This window comes from Microcoleus sp. T3_D1, assembly GCF_036700405.1.
Classification (GTDB): Bacteria; Cyanobacteriota; Cyanobacteriia; order Cyanobacteriales; family Microcoleaceae; genus Microcoleus.
This window is the reverse complement of record NZ_JAUBOV010000021.1, coordinates 1-18,723: the sequence shown is the minus strand read 5'-3', so window position 1 is coordinate 18,723 and position 18,723 is coordinate 1. Positions and strand designations below refer to the sequence as shown.

Below are 18,723 nucleotides of genomic sequence, written 5' to 3'. Positions count from 1 at the left end.
AAACTCAGGGGGAATTAGAACGGTCTCAGACTCAACTGCACCAAACTCAGGGGGAATTAGAACGGTCTCAGACTCAACTGCACCAAACTCAGGGGGAATTAGAACGGTCTCAGACTCAAGGGGAGCGGATTCACTGGGAATTGCAGCGAGCAGAATATCAACAAGCTGTTGCTAATCAGGCAAATGGAAACGGTCAAATGCATTACAGACTATTAGTGTGGGAGGGATGGTATGCATATCGCAGCGGCGATTTGAAAAAAATGCGGGAGTGCTTGCAGAAATCTTTGAAATTTACGTCTTTATCGCGAACTGAAACAGTAAGTAATTGGTTAGAGAGTTTTAGCACTTTGTCCTCGGAGAAAGGTGGGCCGTTTGACAGCAATGCCTTGACGAATTCAGAAGAGTGGAAACAATTAATGCGCTGCCTCATTACCAAGGCAAACTCATTTAAAATTTGAATGTCGTGCAAGTCTCTGGGAAGTTGGATTCTAAATCAACCGCTTTCTCGCTCTGGTATCGAGAGAAATTCGATTGGCAGGTTCTAGTATCCGGTTCACAGATTGCTGAAATCTTTTTGATAAGTTGAGGCAAAAATTAAAATACCTATTTGGCGCAAGCGAGAAACTAAAAATGACAGAGTGGAAGAATACGTTAGATTTTCACTTAAACTTAAATGCAGAGCCTACCCCTCTGTTTGCAGGAGAATTAGAGAAAGTTCAGCCAGAAATCCAAACAGCAGGAGAATTAGAACAATCCCCTGACTTTATTTTCCTGGTTTCAACGCTTGCGGCTCAACTTCACACTTCTGAGGAAGAGTTAGAGGAATCTCACGCTTTTGTACAATTGATGCAGGGGAAAATTGAGCAATTGCAGCGAGTGAAAGAGCAACTAAGCCAAACTCAGGAGGAATTGAAGCGGACTCAAACTTTGATGCAGGAAGTTCAGGCAGAAAAAGATTGGCTGCAATCCAAATATCTGGCTGTGAGACAGATGGCACAGGAGCTTCAAAAAGAGCTAGAGCAAGCTCTAGCTCGGCAAGGATAGACTTTTAAGCAACCGTTGCGGCTGTTGACTGGTCTACCGCAAGACCGCACTTTATCAGGAGTGAGTTAAATTATGAATAACGGGAGATGTGCTATGAACAAGGAAACATTAAACTCTAATTTTGGAGTTAATATAGGCGGTTTTGTCAAAGGTGAGTTTGGGCTTGGGGAAGGTGTCAGAGCGAATATTAGATCCATCAAAGCTGCGGGGATTCCCTACACAGTTAATAGCCTGAATGTCAAGTGGCACCGGAACTTAGATACCAGCTACGAGGAAGATTTTGCGGCTGAAAACCCCTATGCAATTAACTTGGTCAACGTGAATGCCGAGTCGCTGGGTACATTTATTGATGCTTTTGGTAAAAGTTATTTTCAAAATCGCTACAATATTGGATGTTGGGCTTGGGAACTGCCGACATTTCCCCCAGAGTGGCGGTTTGCTTTCGATTTCTTTGACGAGATATGGACTTACAGCAATCACTCGGCAGAAGCGATCGCCGCGGTATCGCCTATCCCCGTGATCAAGATCATGCCTAGCCTCGATCTGCCCCAGCCTTCTTTGGGAAAAGAAGCTTTAGGCTTGCCTACAGATAAGTTTATTTTTCTTTTTATGTTTGACTCTCTGAGCACCTTTGAAAGAAAAAATCCCGAAGGAGTAGTTCAGGCATTTATCCAAGCTTTCGGCGAGTCAAATAACGATGTTTTGCTGGTTATAAAGTTTTCTAACTCGGAACACTATCCTCACCAGCGAGATAAATTTAAGGAGTTAGTTGCACACTATCCGTCAGTTCACCTGATAGAGGGACATTTGATGAAGGAAGAAGTGAATGCCTTAATTTACAATTCAGACTGCTATGTATCACTGCATCGGGCTGAAGGTTTCGGGCTGACAATGGCTGAAGCTATGTTTTACGGCAAGCCAGTAATTGCCACGGCTTACTCGTCTAATATGGAATTTATGAATGTCGGCAATAGTTTTTTAGTTAAATACGATTTGGTGACGCTTGTAGAAGAGCAGGGGCCTTACAAAAGAGGGAGCACTTGGGCGGAAGCTGATATCGAACACGCTGCTGCTCTCATGTACTACGTCTTTCACAATTATCCGCAAGCCCAGGAAGTAGGTGCAAGAGCAGCTAGCGAGTTGAAGTCTTTATTGAGTCCGCAGACGATCAGCAAAAAAGTTAGAAGCCGCCTAGAACATATTATGAATATGTGGACAACAAACAAATTTTATAGCTCCAAAGATTACTTGAAAGCTCAAGCAAATTACTTTGAATCCCAAGCTCAAGCTTGGAAGAAGACAGCACATCAAGTGCAGATGGAACTAGATCGCTACCAGAAACTTGCTTCCCCCCAGTCCAAGATTAAATAATTAACATTAATCTTGCTTGAGTTTTCAAGAAGTAGGTAACTGTCTCTCCCCCTTTTTTCGTAACTGTCTTAGGATTTTCATGGCTTCCCGATAGGCGAATTTCCAATCACAATGATAGTTACGATTAGGTGCATGAGAGGTACTCGCCTCATCATCAACAATATACTCCAAAGACATGAAGAATGGCAGCACAATGTTTTATCGACTATCTCTCCAATATCTTTGAGCATTGCTAACACAAGCCTCCCTATTTCCATGAATCACCCCAGGTTTGTTAGCAATCCATGATGTAAAGGTAAGCCCCGATCCTCGATTTAATTTTCTATCCGCAGGTGTTTGAGGTATTCGAGAAAATTATTAGCTATCACTGCCCAGTCAAACTTTTGTTCAACATATTGTCTAGCATTCTCAATCCTGCTGCTTGTGACGGAAATATCTTCCTCTTTTAGATTGGAGATTGCCTCATAAAAATGCTCGATTTCGGCTATAATGCAGTGCTTTCCATCCTCAAGACCCAAACCCCTCGCTCCGAAAGGAGTAGTAATAATCGGAATCCCGGCGGCCAAGTAATCCAGCATCTTCAAGTTAGTCCCAGACCCGGATACCACTGGATTCAATGCCGCGTCAGCTACTCCCAAAACAACATTTTTGATCTCATCATTCACCAATCCCATAAAGCTAACATTCAAGGGAAGCTGTTCTCCAGAAAAAGCCCAACAAACATTCCCAACAATTAAGAAATTAACCTCCGGCATTCTCGCGGCGGCATTTAATATATAGCGGACAGCCTCTACATTCGGAGCGTGCCAACTGCCAATAAATAATGCTGTAAAACTCCCCTGCAAGCCGAGCTGTTTTTTCTGAAAAATCCGCTTGGCTGGCGAAACATAGCTAACCGCATCTAAGTCTACTCCGTTAGGAACTTCAACAAACTTATTTAAGTCAGTGCCGTAGATTTCTTTCAGCCGCACAGCATCATTGTAGCAACATACCACAATTAAATCGCTGACTTGGCAGCATTCACTTTCAACTTTGCGAGCAGCTTCTAAAAGTTCGCCTCCTTTTTCATAAGCTGCAAAAATATTTTTCTTGACATCCACTTGCACGTCATGGGCTTCATACCAAATAGGGCGATCGCATACTTCTTGAATTGCAGGCAAAAGATAGGAATTGCAAGCCACAATCAAATCTGAATCACTTGCTGCTTTCCTGAGAGCTTCCACATAAGCAGGTGTCAAACGGTATAGCTGAGGCATAACTACATCTGTAATTTGCAGTACCCCTGTCCTCAACCTGATAGATCCTTCTGCTTCTAAATGCTGCGGTGATTGGGGGATTCTGGTTTCCCAAACTCCGGGAGCAATTTCGCCTTGAAATGCCTCTCCACTATCAGTAAACGTGACTAATTCAACGTCAAATTTCTTAGCCAAATGCCGATAGAGGTGAAATACTCGACTTTGACCGCCGCCGCTGGGGGGAAAAATAGGATAAGTCAAAGCTACAGTAATTTTCTTGCGTTTTTGTACTGCTGTATTCGCGGTGTAGCGAACATTTTCGCCCAACAAGCGGGCAACAGCATTTTCCCAAGTAATGTCCTCAACCAACTTCTTGCCTACCGTTCCCATTCGCTGTGCTGCATCGGGATGCTTGCACAAATAATCAATACGTTCAGCAATTATTTTGGGGTCGAGAGGCACTGAATATCCCGTTTCTTCATTACGGACAAACTCGTTCGGTCCTCCTGAATCAGCAGCAGTAATCACAGGCTTGCTGCTCATCATTGCCTCTACGGTAATTAGTCCGTAATCTTCGTCGTAGGGAATGTAAAGCACAGCAAAAGCATCAGCATACAGTTCTTCAAGTTCGCGATCGTTAACAAAACCTAGAAAAATAATTCTCTGATCGTCTCCTGCCAGTTCTTTAAGATAATTCAGTTCATCGCCTGTGCCGGCAATTTTAAATTGAATATCAGTTTTGACATATTTCATTGCTTCTATTAATACACCGATTCGCTTGCTGCCGTACTCCAAGCGACTCGCTGTAAATAAATAATCAGTTTTGCCGGAACGCAGATTTTTAAGGATGGGAGGCGGGTAAATAGTTTCAACTCGACAGCCTGGGGGGAAATAATCTTTGCGATTGGCAACGTTGTGAGCGATCGCAGCATATTTCTTGACAGCACTCGGTGCCAATCCGATACTATCTAAGTAATGAACTATCTCGCGGATTAGCGGGCCTGGAAACTGGAAAGCATCGGCTGGCAAATACTCCCGACAAGAACGAAGCTGATTAATTTTTTGATAAAACTCGCTAAGTGAATCTCTGGAACCTTTATTTTTTTGCATGAATTTCTGTAAAGCAGAAATTTCCCGATTATCAGTCGTGTATGTTTCTGGCCAGCTTGCCGGATAAGTGTCGTACAAGCCCCGCAACTTGTGCAGCATATAGCAGATGTGGTTGGGATGCTGAACCATCCAAGACGGGTATTTGCCAGAAATAACTAAATCAAAGTGGCTCAGATCCAACTGCGAAAAATGCCAGTAATTATCTATCAGTTCGTCGAAATTACTCTCAGGGCTTGGCAATTTGATTAAATCAGCTTGGTGTGCAGTGTGCTGATTTATGTGGTGCAGCAGTCCCCACCAGAGGTTTTCAGCACCTCCAATCCGAAACGGAACAGCACTAGGAGCAAGGATAGCAATCTTCATAATTATTAACCGATATGTACTTCAACCGACTTTTTCAGCAGTAACGTCAAACAACCAACCATCTATTAGCTTAAACTCTATGTTGGCAAAACCCGCCACTTCTAAATAATTAGTCAATAAAATTTTTGTAAACCCAGTAAAATGCCAATCGCCATCATAAGCTTGGGTTCCAAATAAACATTGAACTAATTTTTCTTGAAGCTCCACTGTTTGATATGCTTCTTCTTTGAATAGTTCAAGTAAATCGATGATGCTCGTAGTCCTAAGTTGCAATATACCTCCGATTTTCAACAAGCGCCCCCATTCTTTAATCGTTAATTGTGTCTCGGTTCGGGGCAAATGTTCTAAACAATCCTGAGCTATTATTTCTTCATAAAAACCTGAATGTAGCATATTTAGGCATCGGATGTCTGCTACTAAGTCTGGATTGTGATAGGAGTTAAGGTCTACATTTAAGTAACCAAGTTTGATATCGAATCCACAGCCGAGATTTAAACGCTGGGGATATTTAGAATAGTCAAATTCATTCAATAATTTAAATTCTGATGATTGCCGGAATGCGTCAATAATATGCTGGCGTTTATTTGGGTCACCACCTAGATACTGACAATATGACTGTTTGCCAACTTCATCTGGTTCGCGGTTCAAATAGGTGCGGTAAGCTGCTTGCAAAAAAGCTTCGTCGCTGAGGCTGTTAGTTTCTTTCAAAAAAGTTTCGTCGCTAAGTTGAATAGTCATCGAATTGTCTTCCACGTTACCTTCTACTCCAAGATAATAGTTGCTTTAACTCACAGTATTGAATAGCCACATTGAATAGCAGCAAGAAGCTTCAGGTTACAAGCGTGTAGCTGTAAAAGCAAAACGGGCATACACAGAGGCATCTACTTTTGCTGCATTCTCCAGATAGTAAAAGTCAAATTTAAATTGTTCTTTGACTGGATTCATTATTCTTTCCTTAAACGATCGCGGACTGTAAAATCTAGCATGCCTGTTTCCCCATCTTTCAGCACAATATATTGTTGTCCCTTCGTCAAAATTTACATTGGATGCTAAACTAACTTGGGGATCGGTTTGGGTCGCTGCCTCTGTATATATATAAAAGGGACATACAAAAAGAATACCTCCTGGTTTGAGCACTCTGGACAATTCAACAAACAACCTCGTATCTGCATCCCCCTCAAAGTGTTCGATCGAGCAGGTCAATGCAGCTTTTGATGCAAATCCTTCCGGCACAGGCATCGAGCAAGCATCTCCACCAATTTGATTGCCGTTGATACCTGGGGGATACATGATATCTTGGCTGAATGTAGTAGCTTCAGTTAGTCGGTGATAAATTTCAGGAATTGGAGAATTTTCACTGGCTAAATCGACAAAAATATCTTTTTCATTTAAGTTTAAAAGACAGAGGCCTAGGTAATGCTCTAGGGACTTCTCTACTTGATTTCCTGGGTAATAATCTGAATATTTTGTGAGATATTCAGCTCGGTTAAAGTATTCTTTATACCCCGCGATTTCGACTTCATAAGGTTGAAAATAAATTCCTTCTGAATCGGCTATTTTCACTATAGCTGCTACAACTTCTGGGGAAGAATTGTCGATTCCTGAAGCTACCACTTTATATCCGCTTTTTTTGATGTCTTCCACGCTCTCAGAAAAACTTTGATCGGCAACTCCAGGTTGGTATAAATACTGTTCTTGTTCCTCTTGCGTCCTTACATTTTTTTTTGTTTCTAACTCGACTTCCTGAGTTTTTAATGTCTCTTTTTGAGGAGCGATTCCTGACAAAGTAAGGGCTAGTTTAAATTTGTCTGTATTCGCTGTTAACTTCGCAGGTTGAATTGTTCCTTTGTTTGATGCTGCTGTTGGTTCAAGGGTAGTTAGGTTCTGGCAAACTCTTTCTTTAGTGTCGGTATTATCTACTGCATCAATTGCTTGATTGTGATTTGGCTGGTGAGAAGAGAACTCAAAATTTACGGGTGGTTGTATAGCCGAAACTAACTGTTGACGTTGACTTGATTTCCTGATTTTACGGCAAACTAATTTTACTGTAGCGCTGCCGAGTAATTCCGCTTCTGAAATTCCTGTAACTTTTCCTCTACTGTTCATTTTCGTGAGGGAAAAACCGCTTTTTAAAAGCTCATAAATAAAGGTTTTTGAATAACTTCCGCTGCGGTCTAAATCACTAGAATTAAAAACTATGTACATAGTTATTTGAGGATTTTGTTTGATAATATTTTGGATCTCATGGAAAATTAAAGGCGCAGCACCTTTCGCGTCTAAGTTAATCGCATCGATTTTGGGAATCCCTACCAGTACAGACTCTAAAGCAGAAGTTTCTACTTCAAAAAAAGTCTCATCTACTGTGGGAGGAAATAAACTGTTGGGTTCAAGCTCCTCCTTGATTGCTATTTTTACCGTTCCTTCTGCGGCAGAAAGAACAACATTTAAAGTTGTTAATTTATGCTGTTGAGGAGTGGCTTTTCTCAACTCATGTTTGAGGGAAGCGTATTGAAGAATGCGGGATTGAATGGTTCCAGCAGTAAGATCGTTAGGCATATTTTTTCACTTGCTCCGGATCAAAAAATCAAATATTTTCGTCATAACAAGGTACAAAGCAGTGTTTCTCCTTCAAGCTACATTTAGAGGTGTTTGTTCTCAAAGGAACTAAATTTTTGAACCTCAGAAAATTTTGGTTTCAAGCTCAACAGCTCGACGGTAAGCAGCACTAGCTTCATCTACTTTACCCTGTTGAGCCAAAGCATCGCCTAAATTATTGTAGGTCGCAGGGCAGTTTGGGTTCAATTCAATGGCTCGCCGGAACATCTCGATCGCCTCATCCAGAAAACCTTGTACCATTAGGCATTCCCCCATACAATGAGAAGACCAACTGTAGTTTGGATTCAATTCAACAGCACGGCGGTAAAACGAGATCGCTTCTTCCCGCTGACCATGCCTTGCCAGAACATCGCCCAATAGGTGATAAGCCTCATACTTCTCAGGATTGCCCTCAATAGCGCGGCGGTAACAAGTGATCGCCCGATCCATATCATTTTTTTGCGCGAATATCAACCCCAACTGCAAGTGCGCCTCACCGCATTCGGGGTTTACCTGCAACGCCATCTGATAAAAGACGATCGCCCCATCCGACCAATTCTTCCGCACCAAAGCATTAGCCAACTCAACATAAAGGTCAGCATCATTCGGCGCAATCTCCAGCGCCTTGTGATACAACTGCACGTCATCACGATTATCCTGAATCGCCTTTCTGTACAAACCCATCGCATCCCGCAAATCCCACTGCGATCGCATCCTCAAAGCATCAGCCAACTTTTGCGACAGCCACGGCAAATCCGCCTGAATTTCCGCAGCGCGGCGGTAAGCGGCGATCGACTCATCCCACCGTTCCAGGTTCTCAAAAGCCGTTCCCATGTTGTAATAAGTCCACGGAAAATCAGGATTCAACTCGGCCGCGCGTCGGTAAACATCGATCGCCTCATCCCACCTTTCCAGTTCTAGCAGCGCGTCGCCCAATTTGCTCTGCGACCAGAAGAAATTCGGATTAACTTCGTTAGCACGCCGGTAGGCAACAACTGCCTCATCCCAACGTTCCAAATTCACCAGCGCTTCTGCTAAATTGTTGTGCGCCCAAAAATGGTCAGGATTGAGTTCGATCGACCTTTGGTAAGCCGAAATTGCCTCATCCCACCTTCCCAGCTTAATCAGCGCGTCTGCTAAATAGTTGTGCGACCAACTGAAATCTGGATTTAACTCTGTTGCTTTCCGGTAAGCCTCTACAGCTTCTTCCCACCGTTCCAGCTTCAGCAACACATCGGCTAAATTGTTGTGAGACCAGCTAAAATCAGGATTTAATTCGATCGCCTTGCGGTAAGCATTTACAGATTCCTCCCACCGTTCCAACTTAACCAGCGACTCAGCTAAATTGTTGTGCGACCAAGAAAGATCGGGATTGTTTCTAATGGCATTAGTGTAAGCATCTACCGCCGCTTCCCACTGTTCTTGCCCCTTAAGAATTTCGCCCAATTCGTGATAAGCTGCGCCAGCATTTGGGTTCAACTCAACCGCGCGCCGGTAACACTCAATTCCCTTATCTACCTTACCTTGCTCGATCAAAGTTTTGGCTAAATTCTCGTGTTCCTCGGCGGTGCCGGATTTGGGGTCGATCGCAAATGCTCGATACCAAGCCTCAGCAGCAGCCTCCGGCTTGCCTAACTGCGTCAACAGTTTCGCAAAATTGCGGAAAGCACCTGCAAAATCCGGTTTCAGGGCGATCGCCTTTTCGTAAGCAGAAACCGCTTGCTGCCACTGTTCTTGCTGCGCGCAAATGCTGCCGTAGTTAGCGTAAGCTTCGGCAAAATTTGGGTTGATTTCTATTGCTTTGACATAGCAACTTTTAGCTTCATCAATTTTTCCGCCAGCTTGCAGCGCGTTGCCCAGCATTTTGTAAAGCGGCGCTTCCGGCTTAATTTGCAGCGCCTTCTTGCAAGCTGCGATCGCCTGTTCCAATTTGCCCTGAGCAAAATAGCCTTCTGCTAGTATTTTGTATGCTTCTGGATCTTCTATATTAATTGTAGAATTAACTGCCTGCTGAACTGGCGGATTAACTGCCTGCTGAACTGCCTGCTGCACTGGTGGCTTAACTGCGGTTGCTGCGGGCTGTTGCTTAACTGCACCGTTTGTTCCATTTGCACCCGCCAAAGTTTCCTTTCCCTCGCTGCCGTTTCTCGCATTAGCTGCGTTCAGTTCAATAGCTTTGCGATAATATGCTGTCGCTTCCTCTAACTTGCCTTGTTTTTTGAGCGCTTCGCCCAAATTTTGGTAAGCCGTCGCCACATTAGGATTTAATTTTATGGCGCGATCGTAACAGGCGATCGCTTCGGGGAATTTTTCCTGCCGAAAAAAAGCGTCGCCCATATTCAAGTGTTCCCCCGGCGCTACTTTTTCCGGTTCCAAACTAAATGCTTGATACCAGCACTGCTGGGCTTCTTCCGGTTTGCCAATTTGTCCGAATACTTTTGCTAAATTCCGGTACACTCCCGCGAAATTCGGCTTAATCGCGAGCGCCTTTTGATAAAATCCGATCGCCTCCTGCCATTTTTGCTGCTGCGCGCCCAGGCTGCCCAAATTCGCGTATACTTCCGCAAAATTCGGTTCTATTTCAATCGCTTTAGCGTACCAGTGCCGTGCCTCTTCCATCCTGCCTTGAGCTTGCAGCGCGTTGCCCAAAGTCTTGTAAGCCGGTGCAAAATTGGGGTGAATCTTCAAAGCTTGCTCGCAGGAGGCGATGGCTTCTTCTATTTTTCCTTGGGATAAGTATGTTTCTCCCTGTTGGTTAAATTGAACCGCTGTTGATTCTGTACTGACTGTTGATGGCATAGGGGCGGCGGCTCCACAAGTAGCAAGTAAATTATAGGATTCAAAATGTTTCACAATTATACAGCGGTTTGACGCCAACAATTGCCGTTTTACCAAAGCTGTCGAGAATGTGATGCAAAGCTTCAACAATAGCAGAATACGATCGCGAGCGCGCAACTCCGGCAAAAAAGCGATCGACCACCTCCGCCTCGGTTTTTTCCCGGCATTCTAGTGCTTGCACCGCAGATACAGGTTTTCACCCCCCATGAGGGATGCCTGATTCGGCGGATGTCAGGATTTTCGAGGTTTGGTTTGTACCTCTAGAAACTTGAGAAAGTCGATAGTGCAGCAGACGAAGTTCCAGCGGCAATAGTTCCTCACGCACCAAAATCGATCGCAGGTATCCGGGCTGCACCACCAGACTTATGGAAGAAATATATTAAAATAATTAACAGTAAATGTTCTGTCAACTTTCGCTTAAATTGCGGTAATTTTGATGTTGTTAGAGCCACCACCTCAACTTGTCGGAGAAAAGCGCCTCACCTTTCGCGGCCTCGATTGGCAAGCCTTCAAGCAAATTCAAAGTTTGCTGAGGGAGCGCACTCGCGCCCGCTTTACTTACGATAACGGAGTGTTAGAAATCACCATGCCCCTCGAAGAACACGAACGCTCTGCTCGTTTGATTGAACGATTCATCTTAATCCTGATCGTTGAGATGGGGATGAGAATGAAGACGATGGGATCGACTAGGCTCGATCGAGAAGACCTACTTAAGAGCGCCGAGCCAGACAATGGATATTACATTCAGAATTATACCTTAGTTGCCGATCGCCTGGTTAATTTGAATGTCGATCCAGCCCCGGATTTAGTGGTGGAAGTGGATATTACCCATACCGATCTCAATAAAAATACACTTTATGCCAGTATGGGCGTGCCGGAATTTTGGCGGTTTAACGGGCGGGTATGGCGGATTTTGCAATTAGTCGATGGGGCTTATGTCGAGCGCGATCGATCTCCGACTTTTCCCATTATTGAAAAAACTGATTTATACCGATTTCTCGAAGCGGCTTTCATCGATGAAATTGCCGCACAGATTGATTTTAGTCAATGGGTGCGACAGCAGATTCAAGGCGGAGTAGAGTAAGTGCGATCGAACCCAAATTAGAATAGCCTTTTTAGCAAAAAACGATCGCCCTTTTGGGAGAAAGCGATCGCCCTTTTTTTGCAACCATTAGTTAACAACTATTAGCAATTACTAATTAAGCTGCTGCGGCTGCGTCTTCTTCTGCGTCTTCGGCTTCAGAACCTGCTTGAATTCCCAGCACGCTAACAACCACCTGATCTGGTTCGCCGAGAGCTACCACTCCTGCAGGCAAAACTAATTCGTGAATGTGCAGCGCATCCCCAACCTTTAAATGAGAAATATCTACTTCAATTGCTTCAGGAATGCTGTCAGGTTTGCACTTAGCTGCGAGTTGCGTCAGCACGGTATCCAAAATGCCGCCTTCTAACTTGACGCCGACAGGTTCGCCGACAAAACGCAGTGACAATTCAACTTCCAGGCTGTCTTGAGTCGCCACGGAGAAAAAGCTCAGGTGGTAAGGATAGCCCTTCCAAGGATGAACTTGAACTTCCCGGAGCAAGGTTTTTCCGCTCCAAGAGAGGTCGGGAATGCTGAGGTCAATTAGGGTATTGTTGACTACGTGCTTTTTGAGCAGGTGTTCAACTGTTTTGGCTTTGATGGTAAGGGAAATGGATTCAGATCCTTTGTGACCGTAGAGGACGGCGGGAATCAATCCAGAGCGGCGGAGGGCGTTAGGTTTGCTGCCTTCTGCCCGCTTTTGACATTCTACTGCGAGTTCCATTTTCTGACTTTCTGCTGATTGTTTTCACATTTTACCAGAATTGTGATATTGCGATCGCGCTCAATTAAATTCGCTGAAGGTATTGATAATTTTCGTTTTCCACACACTTCAGCAATTCCAGCATTTTTCTCAGACGGTACGTTCCTGATTGATACTCTTCTTTTGAAGGGTAATCACCAAGCTTAGTAATAACTGCATCGCTTTCACTGATGATTGCTTCGCTGAAAATTTTCTTGAACTGCTGGCGAATATCTTGATTTAATTCAACTAGAGGCAGAATTACATTTTCTTCATCTAGGTAAATTTGGGTTTCGACTGATTCGCCACCTATTTTGGAAAATGCTGATTTTGCTAACCATTCGTAAGTAGCTGCTGTTATTCTTACACTATCGGACGGTTCACCATTTGCTGAATAAAAACTGATGTCAAACATTGGGATTACTCCTTCTGGTAAACATCCAGAAACTCATTCAAAGGACTCGCTGAAGATACTGATAATCTTCGTTTTCCACACATTTTAGCAAGTCCAGCAATTTCCTCAAACGGTAGGTTGCTGTTTGATACTCTTCTTTGAGAGGGGAATCTCCCAGCTTGGTGAGGACGGTATCGCTTTCGCAGATAATTGCATCGCGGAAAAAATTTCTGAGCTTCTGGCGAATATCTCGATCTAACTCAACTACAGGTAGCTTCTCCTCTTCTTCATCTATCAAAATATTTCTGGGGACAGATGTGCCGATTTTGGAAAATTCTGATTTGGCCAACCACTCGTAAACGTCTTCAGACATTTCGACATAGTGCGGTGACAGTTCGGTTTTGAAGGCATAAAAAATAAAATCTAACATTAGCTTTCCTCTTGACCTTCCTGATTTAACAACTTACTTTCGGGAAAATATTACAAGTCATTAGTGTCAACTTAAGGCTAAAATCTTTGATAAATCTCACTTTTATTGTAGTCTATATCCCCCTCGCATACCCCCTACTCCCCATTAATAAGGGGAGTAGGGGTTGACTTTGAGAAGAGTCTTGTCCCCCCCTTCGTAGGGGCGGTGCCCCCGTGCCCGCCCTTGGCGCCGGGGGGATCGAGATTTAATAGTCAAACAGCAGTCTCTGACTGGGTTTGACGTTAAGTTGAGACCAATGATTACGAGTGTGCTGCTACTGGCGTACCGTCAGCAGAGAGCAAAGCGCGTTTCGGGCCGTGAATCGGGTCTTCTACAATAATAGTTTGGTCGCGACTGGCTCCGAGAGAAACGATCGCGATCGGCACTTCCATCAAATCTGCCAAAAACTTCAGATAATTCAAAGCTTGCGGCGGTAAATCTTCCAAATTCCGGCACTCTTCCGTAGACTGTTTCCAACCGGGAAGGGTTTCGTAAATAGGTTGGCACCGAGCAAATATCCGGGAACTTTTCGGGAAATCAACACATTTTTCGCCGTCAATTTCGTAAGCAACGCAAACTTTTATTTCTTCTAATTCATCCAAAACATCTAGTTTGGTAATTGCCAGACAGTCAAGGCCGTTGATGCGGACTGCGTAGCGGCCGATTACTGCGTCGAACCAACCGCAGCGGCGTTTTCTGCCCGTTGTCGTGCCGAATTCTGCACCTCTCTCGCCCAAAACTGCTCCTATTCCATCTACCATTTCGGTAGGGAAGGGGCCTTCTCCGACGCGGGTTGTATAAGCTTTTGCTACGCCAATTACGCGATCAATCGCGGTTGGGCCGACTCCGGTTCCCACACAAGCACCGCCAGCGATGGGATTGCTGGAAGTAACGTAAGGATAAGTACCGTGATCTAAGTCTAATAAAGTGCCTTGCGCGCCTTCAAACAGAATATTTTTCCGCTTGTGAAGTCCCTCATAAATCTTCAGGGAACTATCAACTACGTGCGGCCGCAAACGTTCCGCATAAACTCGATATTCATCAATTACGTCTTGCGGATTTAAAGGCGGCAAATTGTAGAGTTTTTCCAGAAGGACATTTTTACAATTAATCGTCCATTCCAATTGTTCTTGCAACCCTTCCAAGTCCATTAAATCGAGCATCCGAATGCCGGTACGTTCCGACTTGTCGGCGTAAGTAGGGCCGATGCCGCGTCCCGTCGTCCCGATTTTATAATTTCCCCGCTGCGTTTCCGATGCTACATCAATTAATCGATGATAGGGCATCGTGACGTGAGCCGTCTCCGAAATCATCAGCGAGGTTGTCGAAATATTCAGTGCCTCTAGCTGATCTAACTCTGCAATTAAAACTTTAGGGTCGATGACCGTGCCACAGCCGATAATACACTCTTTATCAGGGTAGAGAATCCCGGACGGAATTAAGTGCAGCTTGAAAGTCTGACCGTCTACTACCACGGTGTGACCGGCGTTGACGCCCCCTTGGTAGCGGACAACGATATCTGCGGATTTGCTGAGCAAATCGGTAATTTTGCCTTTTCCTTCATCGCCCCACTGGGCGCCGATCACAACTACGTTAGCCAAGGGTTTCTCGCGTTCAGTTCAGGTTGACACAATCTCCGATTATGTACGAATGCGTCCTAAATGTCAAATAAATTTTTGTTACAATTGAGAGACTTGAGGCTGTATTGCTCTCAAAAACCAACTTCCAGCCCTATCGGGGGACTTGGGAAGGGAGAGTAGGAGAGGGGAAGAATGGGTGAGGATTTGACGAGTTTTTAGGGGAATCCCATGTGCAGCTTAAATGTGGAAGAGTTTACCTGCTGGAGGTTGTTGGCTAGTATTTGGGAAAACGCGGTTTCTGGCCACTGATGCGTATAGGACTAAATTACAAATTCTTCAATCCTTCAATTCTTCAATCCTTCAATTCTTCAATCCTTCAATTCTTTCAATCTAAAATCTAAAATCTAAAATCTAAAATCGCATGACTTTACACGCTGAGTTGCACCGCCATCTGGGTGGTTCTGTCGTTCCTAGGGTGCTGTGGCGGTATTTCGATCGCCACAATGCTGAGATGGTTAATCGATTTCCGAAATACTCGGAGTTTGAGGAGTTTTACACTCGTCCGCGCAATACTCTCAATGAGTATTTGGAACTGCACACGCTGGTAGAAAGCGTTCAAACTGTTGAGACTTTGCCTTATTTCATCTATCGGTTGATGCGGGGCGCTTACGTGTTTGAAAATCTGGCTTATTTGGAGTTGCGCTATACGCCTTATTTGCGGACTCCAGAACATTTGAATCAGTCAGAACGCATTGATTTGATGGCAGAAATTGTACAGGTTGTGGGCAAGGCCAGTCAAATTAGCGATTGTCCGATTGTTACCAGCCAAATTTTGTGTATGCACTCGCGTTTGCCTTATGAGGTGAATCGGGCGATCGTAGATTTGGCGGCCGGGATGGGAGAATATGTTTGTGCGATCGATATAGCTGGCGGCGATGATTGTATTGGCGAGCGTTTGGAGGAGTTTGTCAGATTGTACGAGTACGCGAGGTCGATCGGCATCAAAACTACCGGCCACCTCTATGAAACTACCTCTGGCTGTTATCCCGAACTGCTGCCCTATCTGATGCGTATCGGCCACGGGATTCAAATTCCGTTAAAATATCCCGAACTGCTGCCAGAAGTCGCGCGCAGGGGTCAATGCTTGGAAGTTTGCCCGACTACCTATCTCAAAACGGGGACGTTGCAAGATATGCGCGAATTGAAGGTTGTGTTCGATCGATGTTTTGAAGCTGGTGTCGATATTGCCATTTGTACCGACAACGCGGGATTGCACAACGTGCGGCTGCCTTTCGAGTACGAGAATTTGTTAACTTTGGATATCATTGATTTTCGGCAATTGCAAGCGTGTCAAGAGGCCGCTTTCCGCCATGCTTTCGCGTGGCCCTACGACGAAAGGCCTGTGAAAATGCTAACCGGTTTGTTGCAGCATGAGTCTGTCGGTGCGATCGTTAATTAGCTATGTAAGCTTCTCTCAATGGTTCGTAGTGAGGACTTGACTTTTTATTCATAGAGAGGACTTGCATTCCTTACTGCGAACCGACTAATTTTTCAATCAAAAACGGGTGGCCACAAATCAGAAATTGGCAATTCCCAGCCAGGGAAAAACTCTGGAATTGTCAATATGTCTCCATCTCTGAGCACTTCCGGCTCGGCTCCTGTACGATATACTGTGAGAGTTAATCTGTCCGGGTCAATCAATATTCCCACTTCCGTTCCCAGACTCAAAAATGATTGTATTTTTTCTTTGATAGGTGTGATGCGATCGGTTTTAGACTTAATTTCCACCATCAAGTCCGGAACCAATTCTACAAAATCCCGCCGACTCCGCTTCAGCTTTTGTGCTTTGACAAAAGATACATCTGGTGCGCGCAAGTCACTATTTGGTAAAATAAAGCCAGCGCTGGAACCCGTTAATCGACCCAGCTTGCGTGGCAGTACCCAAATTCCCAAAAGAATAATTAACCGAGAACCAATTTCATCGGAGGTGTAATCGCATGGGCCCATTGCAATGATATTCCCCTCTATTAACTCTAGTCGCCATTCAGGATGTTCGGCTTGAACTTTTTCTAAGTCTTTGACAGTTAGTGACATGATGAGTCTCCGTCTAATACCTAAGTCTATCATAAACTAAGCTTTAATTAAAACAGCAAAGAGATATTTGTAAAATTATAATAAGCGTCTGGCGATCGGCAATCGGTAGCAAGTTATAGTTTAAAGGCTGAATCATCAATATAATAAGAGAAAAAAACGATGACAAATATGGACGCTTACTGGATGCCCTTCACTGCCAACCGACAGTTTAAAGCGAATCCGCGAATGTTGGTTTCTGCCAAAGATATGCACTTTACAAGCGATGATAACCGCTCAATTTTAGATGGTACTGCGGGGCTTTGGTGCGTGAATGCAGGGCACGCCCGCGAGACAATTGCCGAAGCAGTTAAACAGCAGGTTTTGCGTTTGGATTACTCCCCCGCTTTTCAGATGGGACATCCGGGTGCTTTTGAATTGGCGGAACGTTTGGTAAAGATGATTCCGGGCAATTTCGATCGCGTTTTCTTTACTAATTCGGGTTCGGAATCTGTAGAAACTGCTTTAAAAATTGCGATTGCTTATCACCGGGTAAAAGGTGAAGGAACTCGCCAACGATTAATCGGCAGGGAACGCGGCTATCACGGCGTTGGTTTTGGGGGAATTTCTGTCGGCGGTATCGGTACAAACCGCAAGTTTTTTGGCAGTTTGCTCACGGGAGTCGATCATTTACCTCACACTCACAGCCTCGAACACAATGCTTTCAGTCGCAAACAACCGGAATGGGGAGCGCATTTGGCGGATGAATTGGAGCGGATTGTCGCTTTGCACGATGCGTCTAATATTGCAGCGGTAATTGTGGAACCGGTGGCGGGTTCTACGGGGGTTTTGATTCCCCCGAAAGGTTATTTGGAGCGACTGCGGGCGATTTGCGACAAATACGGAATTCTGCTGATTTTTGATGAGGTAATTACCGGATTCGGGCGGCTAGGCTCTAGTTTTGCAACGGAATATTTTGGGGTGGTTCCTGATATTGTGACGGCGGCAAAAGGGATAACTAACGGTACGGTGCCGATGGGGGCGGTGTTTGTGAAACAAGGCATTTATGATGCTTTTATGAATGCTCCTGAAAATGCGATCGAGCTTTTTCACGGTTATACTTATTCTGGTCATCCTGTGGCTTGTGCGGCTGCTTTGGCGACGCTGGATATTTATGAGGAAGAAAGGCTGTTTGAACGAGCCGATAAGATGGCTGGTTACTGGGAAGATGCGGTGCATTCTTTGAAGGGAGTGCGGCACGTAATTGATGTTCGCAATCTCGGACTGGTGGCGGGTATTGAGTTGGAATCTATTTCTGGGAAGCCGGGGAAACGGGCTTTTGATTGTTTCTTGCAGTGCTATGAAAAAGGGTTGCTAATTCGGACTACGGGTGATATTATTGCTTTGTCGCCGCCGCTGATTATTGAGAAGGAACATATCGATCGCCTTGTGGAAATTTTGACTGGGGTTTTGCAGGAGATGGAGTAGGATTAAAAGGAGATTTTGCACCATTCTCTCTTAACAGGCAAGATGCCTGTTCCACAAAATTAACAGGCAAGATGCCTGTTCCACATTAACAGGCAAGATGGCTGTTCCACAAAATTAACAGGCAAGATGCCTGTTCCACATTAACAGGCAAGATGCCTGTTCCACAAAATTAACAGGCAAGATGCCTGTTCCACATTAACAGGCAAGATGCCTGTTCCACAAAATTAACAGGCAAGATGCCTGTTCCACATTAACAGGCAAGATGCCTGTTCCACAAAATTAACAGGCAAGATGCCTGTTCCACATTAACAGGCAAGATGCCTGTTCCACAAAATTAACAGGC

The 18,723-nt window shown here is 44.6% G+C and carries 16 protein-coding genes and 1 pseudogene; 6 read left to right on the top strand and 11 right to left on the bottom strand.

The genetic code is table 11. From position 1 onward, the window contains the following. From QT992_RS11920 to QT992_RS11910, 3 genes and pseudogenes are all read left to right on the top strand, one after another. Window positions 1-458 (top strand): annotated as a pseudogene (locus tag QT992_RS11920) (chromosome partitioning protein ParA); the annotation flags it as partial. Window positions 459-630: 172 nt separating this feature from the next. Next, window positions 631-1,044: a hypothetical protein gene (locus tag QT992_RS11915; RefSeq protein ID WP_333377024.1), complete on the top strand. Its 414-nt coding sequence runs from the start codon at window positions 631-633 to the stop codon at window positions 1,042-1,044. A 93-nt stretch (window positions 1,045-1,137) separates the two neighbouring features. Beyond that, window positions 1,138-2,415 (top strand): glycosyltransferase, encoded by a 1,278-nt coding sequence (locus QT992_RS11910; protein WP_333377022.1) that lies wholly within the window; start codon window positions 1,138-1,140, stop codon window positions 2,413-2,415. Window positions 2,416-2,729: 314 nt separating this feature from the next. Here the strand turns inward: QT992_RS11910 and QT992_RS11905 are convergent, their stop codons facing one another. The 6 genes from QT992_RS11905 to QT992_RS11880 form a co-directional block, all read right to left on the bottom strand. Continuing rightward, window positions 2,730-5,123 (bottom strand): glycosyltransferase, encoded by a 2,394-nt coding sequence (locus QT992_RS11905; protein WP_333377020.1) that lies wholly within the window; start codon window positions 5,121-5,123, stop codon window positions 2,730-2,732. Between the two features lie 21 nt (window positions 5,124-5,144). Beyond that, window positions 5,145-5,861, bottom strand: a complete 717-nt coding sequence (locus tag QT992_RS11900) for a DUF4214 domain-containing protein (protein ID WP_333377018.1) — start codon at window positions 5,859-5,861, stop codon at window positions 5,145-5,147. A 96-nt stretch (window positions 5,862-5,957) separates the two neighbouring features. Beyond that, the gene (locus tag QT992_RS11895) at window positions 5,958-7,679 is read right to left on the bottom strand and encodes a methyltransferase domain-containing protein (protein ID WP_333377016.1); all 1,722 of its coding nucleotides are present in this window, start codon (window positions 7,677-7,679) and stop codon (window positions 5,958-5,960) included. A gap of 123 nt (window positions 7,680-7,802) precedes the next feature. After that, complete coding sequence (locus QT992_RS11890; RefSeq protein ID WP_333377014.1) at window positions 7,803-10,517, bottom strand: tetratricopeptide repeat protein; 2,715 nt, start codon at window positions 10,515-10,517, stop codon at window positions 7,803-7,805. A gap of 40 nt (window positions 10,518-10,557) precedes the next feature. Beyond that, complete coding sequence (locus QT992_RS11885; protein WP_333057112.1) at window positions 10,558-10,737, bottom strand: hypothetical protein; 180 nt, start codon at window positions 10,735-10,737, stop codon at window positions 10,558-10,560. Between the two features lie 15 nt (window positions 10,738-10,752). Continuing rightward, window positions 10,753-10,914 (bottom strand): hypothetical protein, encoded by a 162-nt coding sequence (locus QT992_RS11880; protein WP_333377012.1) that lies wholly within the window; start codon window positions 10,912-10,914, stop codon window positions 10,753-10,755. A 78-nt stretch (window positions 10,915-10,992) separates the two neighbouring features. Between QT992_RS11880 and QT992_RS11875 the strand changes: the two genes are divergently transcribed. After that, window positions 10,993-11,640 (top strand): Uma2 family endonuclease, encoded by a 648-nt coding sequence (locus QT992_RS11875; protein WP_333313797.1) that lies wholly within the window; start codon window positions 10,993-10,995, stop codon window positions 11,638-11,640. Between the two features lie 115 nt (window positions 11,641-11,755). Here the strand turns inward: QT992_RS11875 and QT992_RS11870 are convergent, their stop codons facing one another. The 4 genes from QT992_RS11870 to QT992_RS11855 form a co-directional block, all read right to left on the bottom strand. Further along, the gene (locus QT992_RS11870) at window positions 11,756-12,361 is read right to left on the bottom strand and encodes a 50S ribosomal protein L25/general stress protein Ctc (RefSeq protein WP_333280129.1); all 606 of its coding nucleotides are present in this window, start codon (window positions 12,359-12,361) and stop codon (window positions 11,756-11,758) included. 64 nt (window positions 12,362-12,425) lie between these two features. After that, window positions 12,426-12,794 (bottom strand): hypothetical protein, encoded by a 369-nt coding sequence (locus QT992_RS11865; protein WP_333313796.1) that lies wholly within the window; start codon window positions 12,792-12,794, stop codon window positions 12,426-12,428. A gap of 37 nt (window positions 12,795-12,831) precedes the next feature. After that, window positions 12,832-13,203, bottom strand: a complete 372-nt coding sequence (locus tag QT992_RS11860) for a hypothetical protein (protein WP_333313794.1) — start codon at window positions 13,201-13,203, stop codon at window positions 12,832-12,834. Between the two features lie 299 nt (window positions 13,204-13,502). After that, on the bottom strand, window positions 13,503-14,843 hold the full coding sequence (locus QT992_RS11855) for an adenylosuccinate synthase (protein WP_333313792.1): 1,341 nt from the start codon (window positions 14,841-14,843) through the stop codon (window positions 13,503-13,505). Between the two features lie 400 nt (window positions 14,844-15,243). On the opposite strand from QT992_RS11855, the gene QT992_RS11850 reads away from it, so the two are divergent. Beyond that, the gene (locus QT992_RS11850) at window positions 15,244-16,281 is read left to right on the top strand and encodes an adenosine deaminase (RefSeq protein ID WP_333340276.1); all 1,038 of its coding nucleotides are present in this window, start codon (window positions 15,244-15,246) and stop codon (window positions 16,279-16,281) included. Between the two features lie 92 nt (window positions 16,282-16,373). On the opposite strand, the gene QT992_RS11845 is transcribed toward QT992_RS11850, so the two are convergent. Next, window positions 16,374-16,916, bottom strand: a complete 543-nt coding sequence (locus tag QT992_RS11845) for a Uma2 family endonuclease (RefSeq protein WP_333340273.1) — start codon at window positions 16,914-16,916, stop codon at window positions 16,374-16,376. A 159-nt stretch (window positions 16,917-17,075) separates the two neighbouring features. Here QT992_RS11845 and QT992_RS11840 point away from each other — a divergent pair, with 159 nt between their 5' ends. Then, the gene (locus QT992_RS11840; protein WP_333313788.1) at window positions 17,076-18,380 is read left to right on the top strand and encodes an aspartate aminotransferase family protein; all 1,305 of its coding nucleotides are present in this window, start codon (window positions 17,076-17,078) and stop codon (window positions 18,378-18,380) included. The last annotated feature ends 343 nt before the right edge of the window (window positions 18,381-18,723 follow it).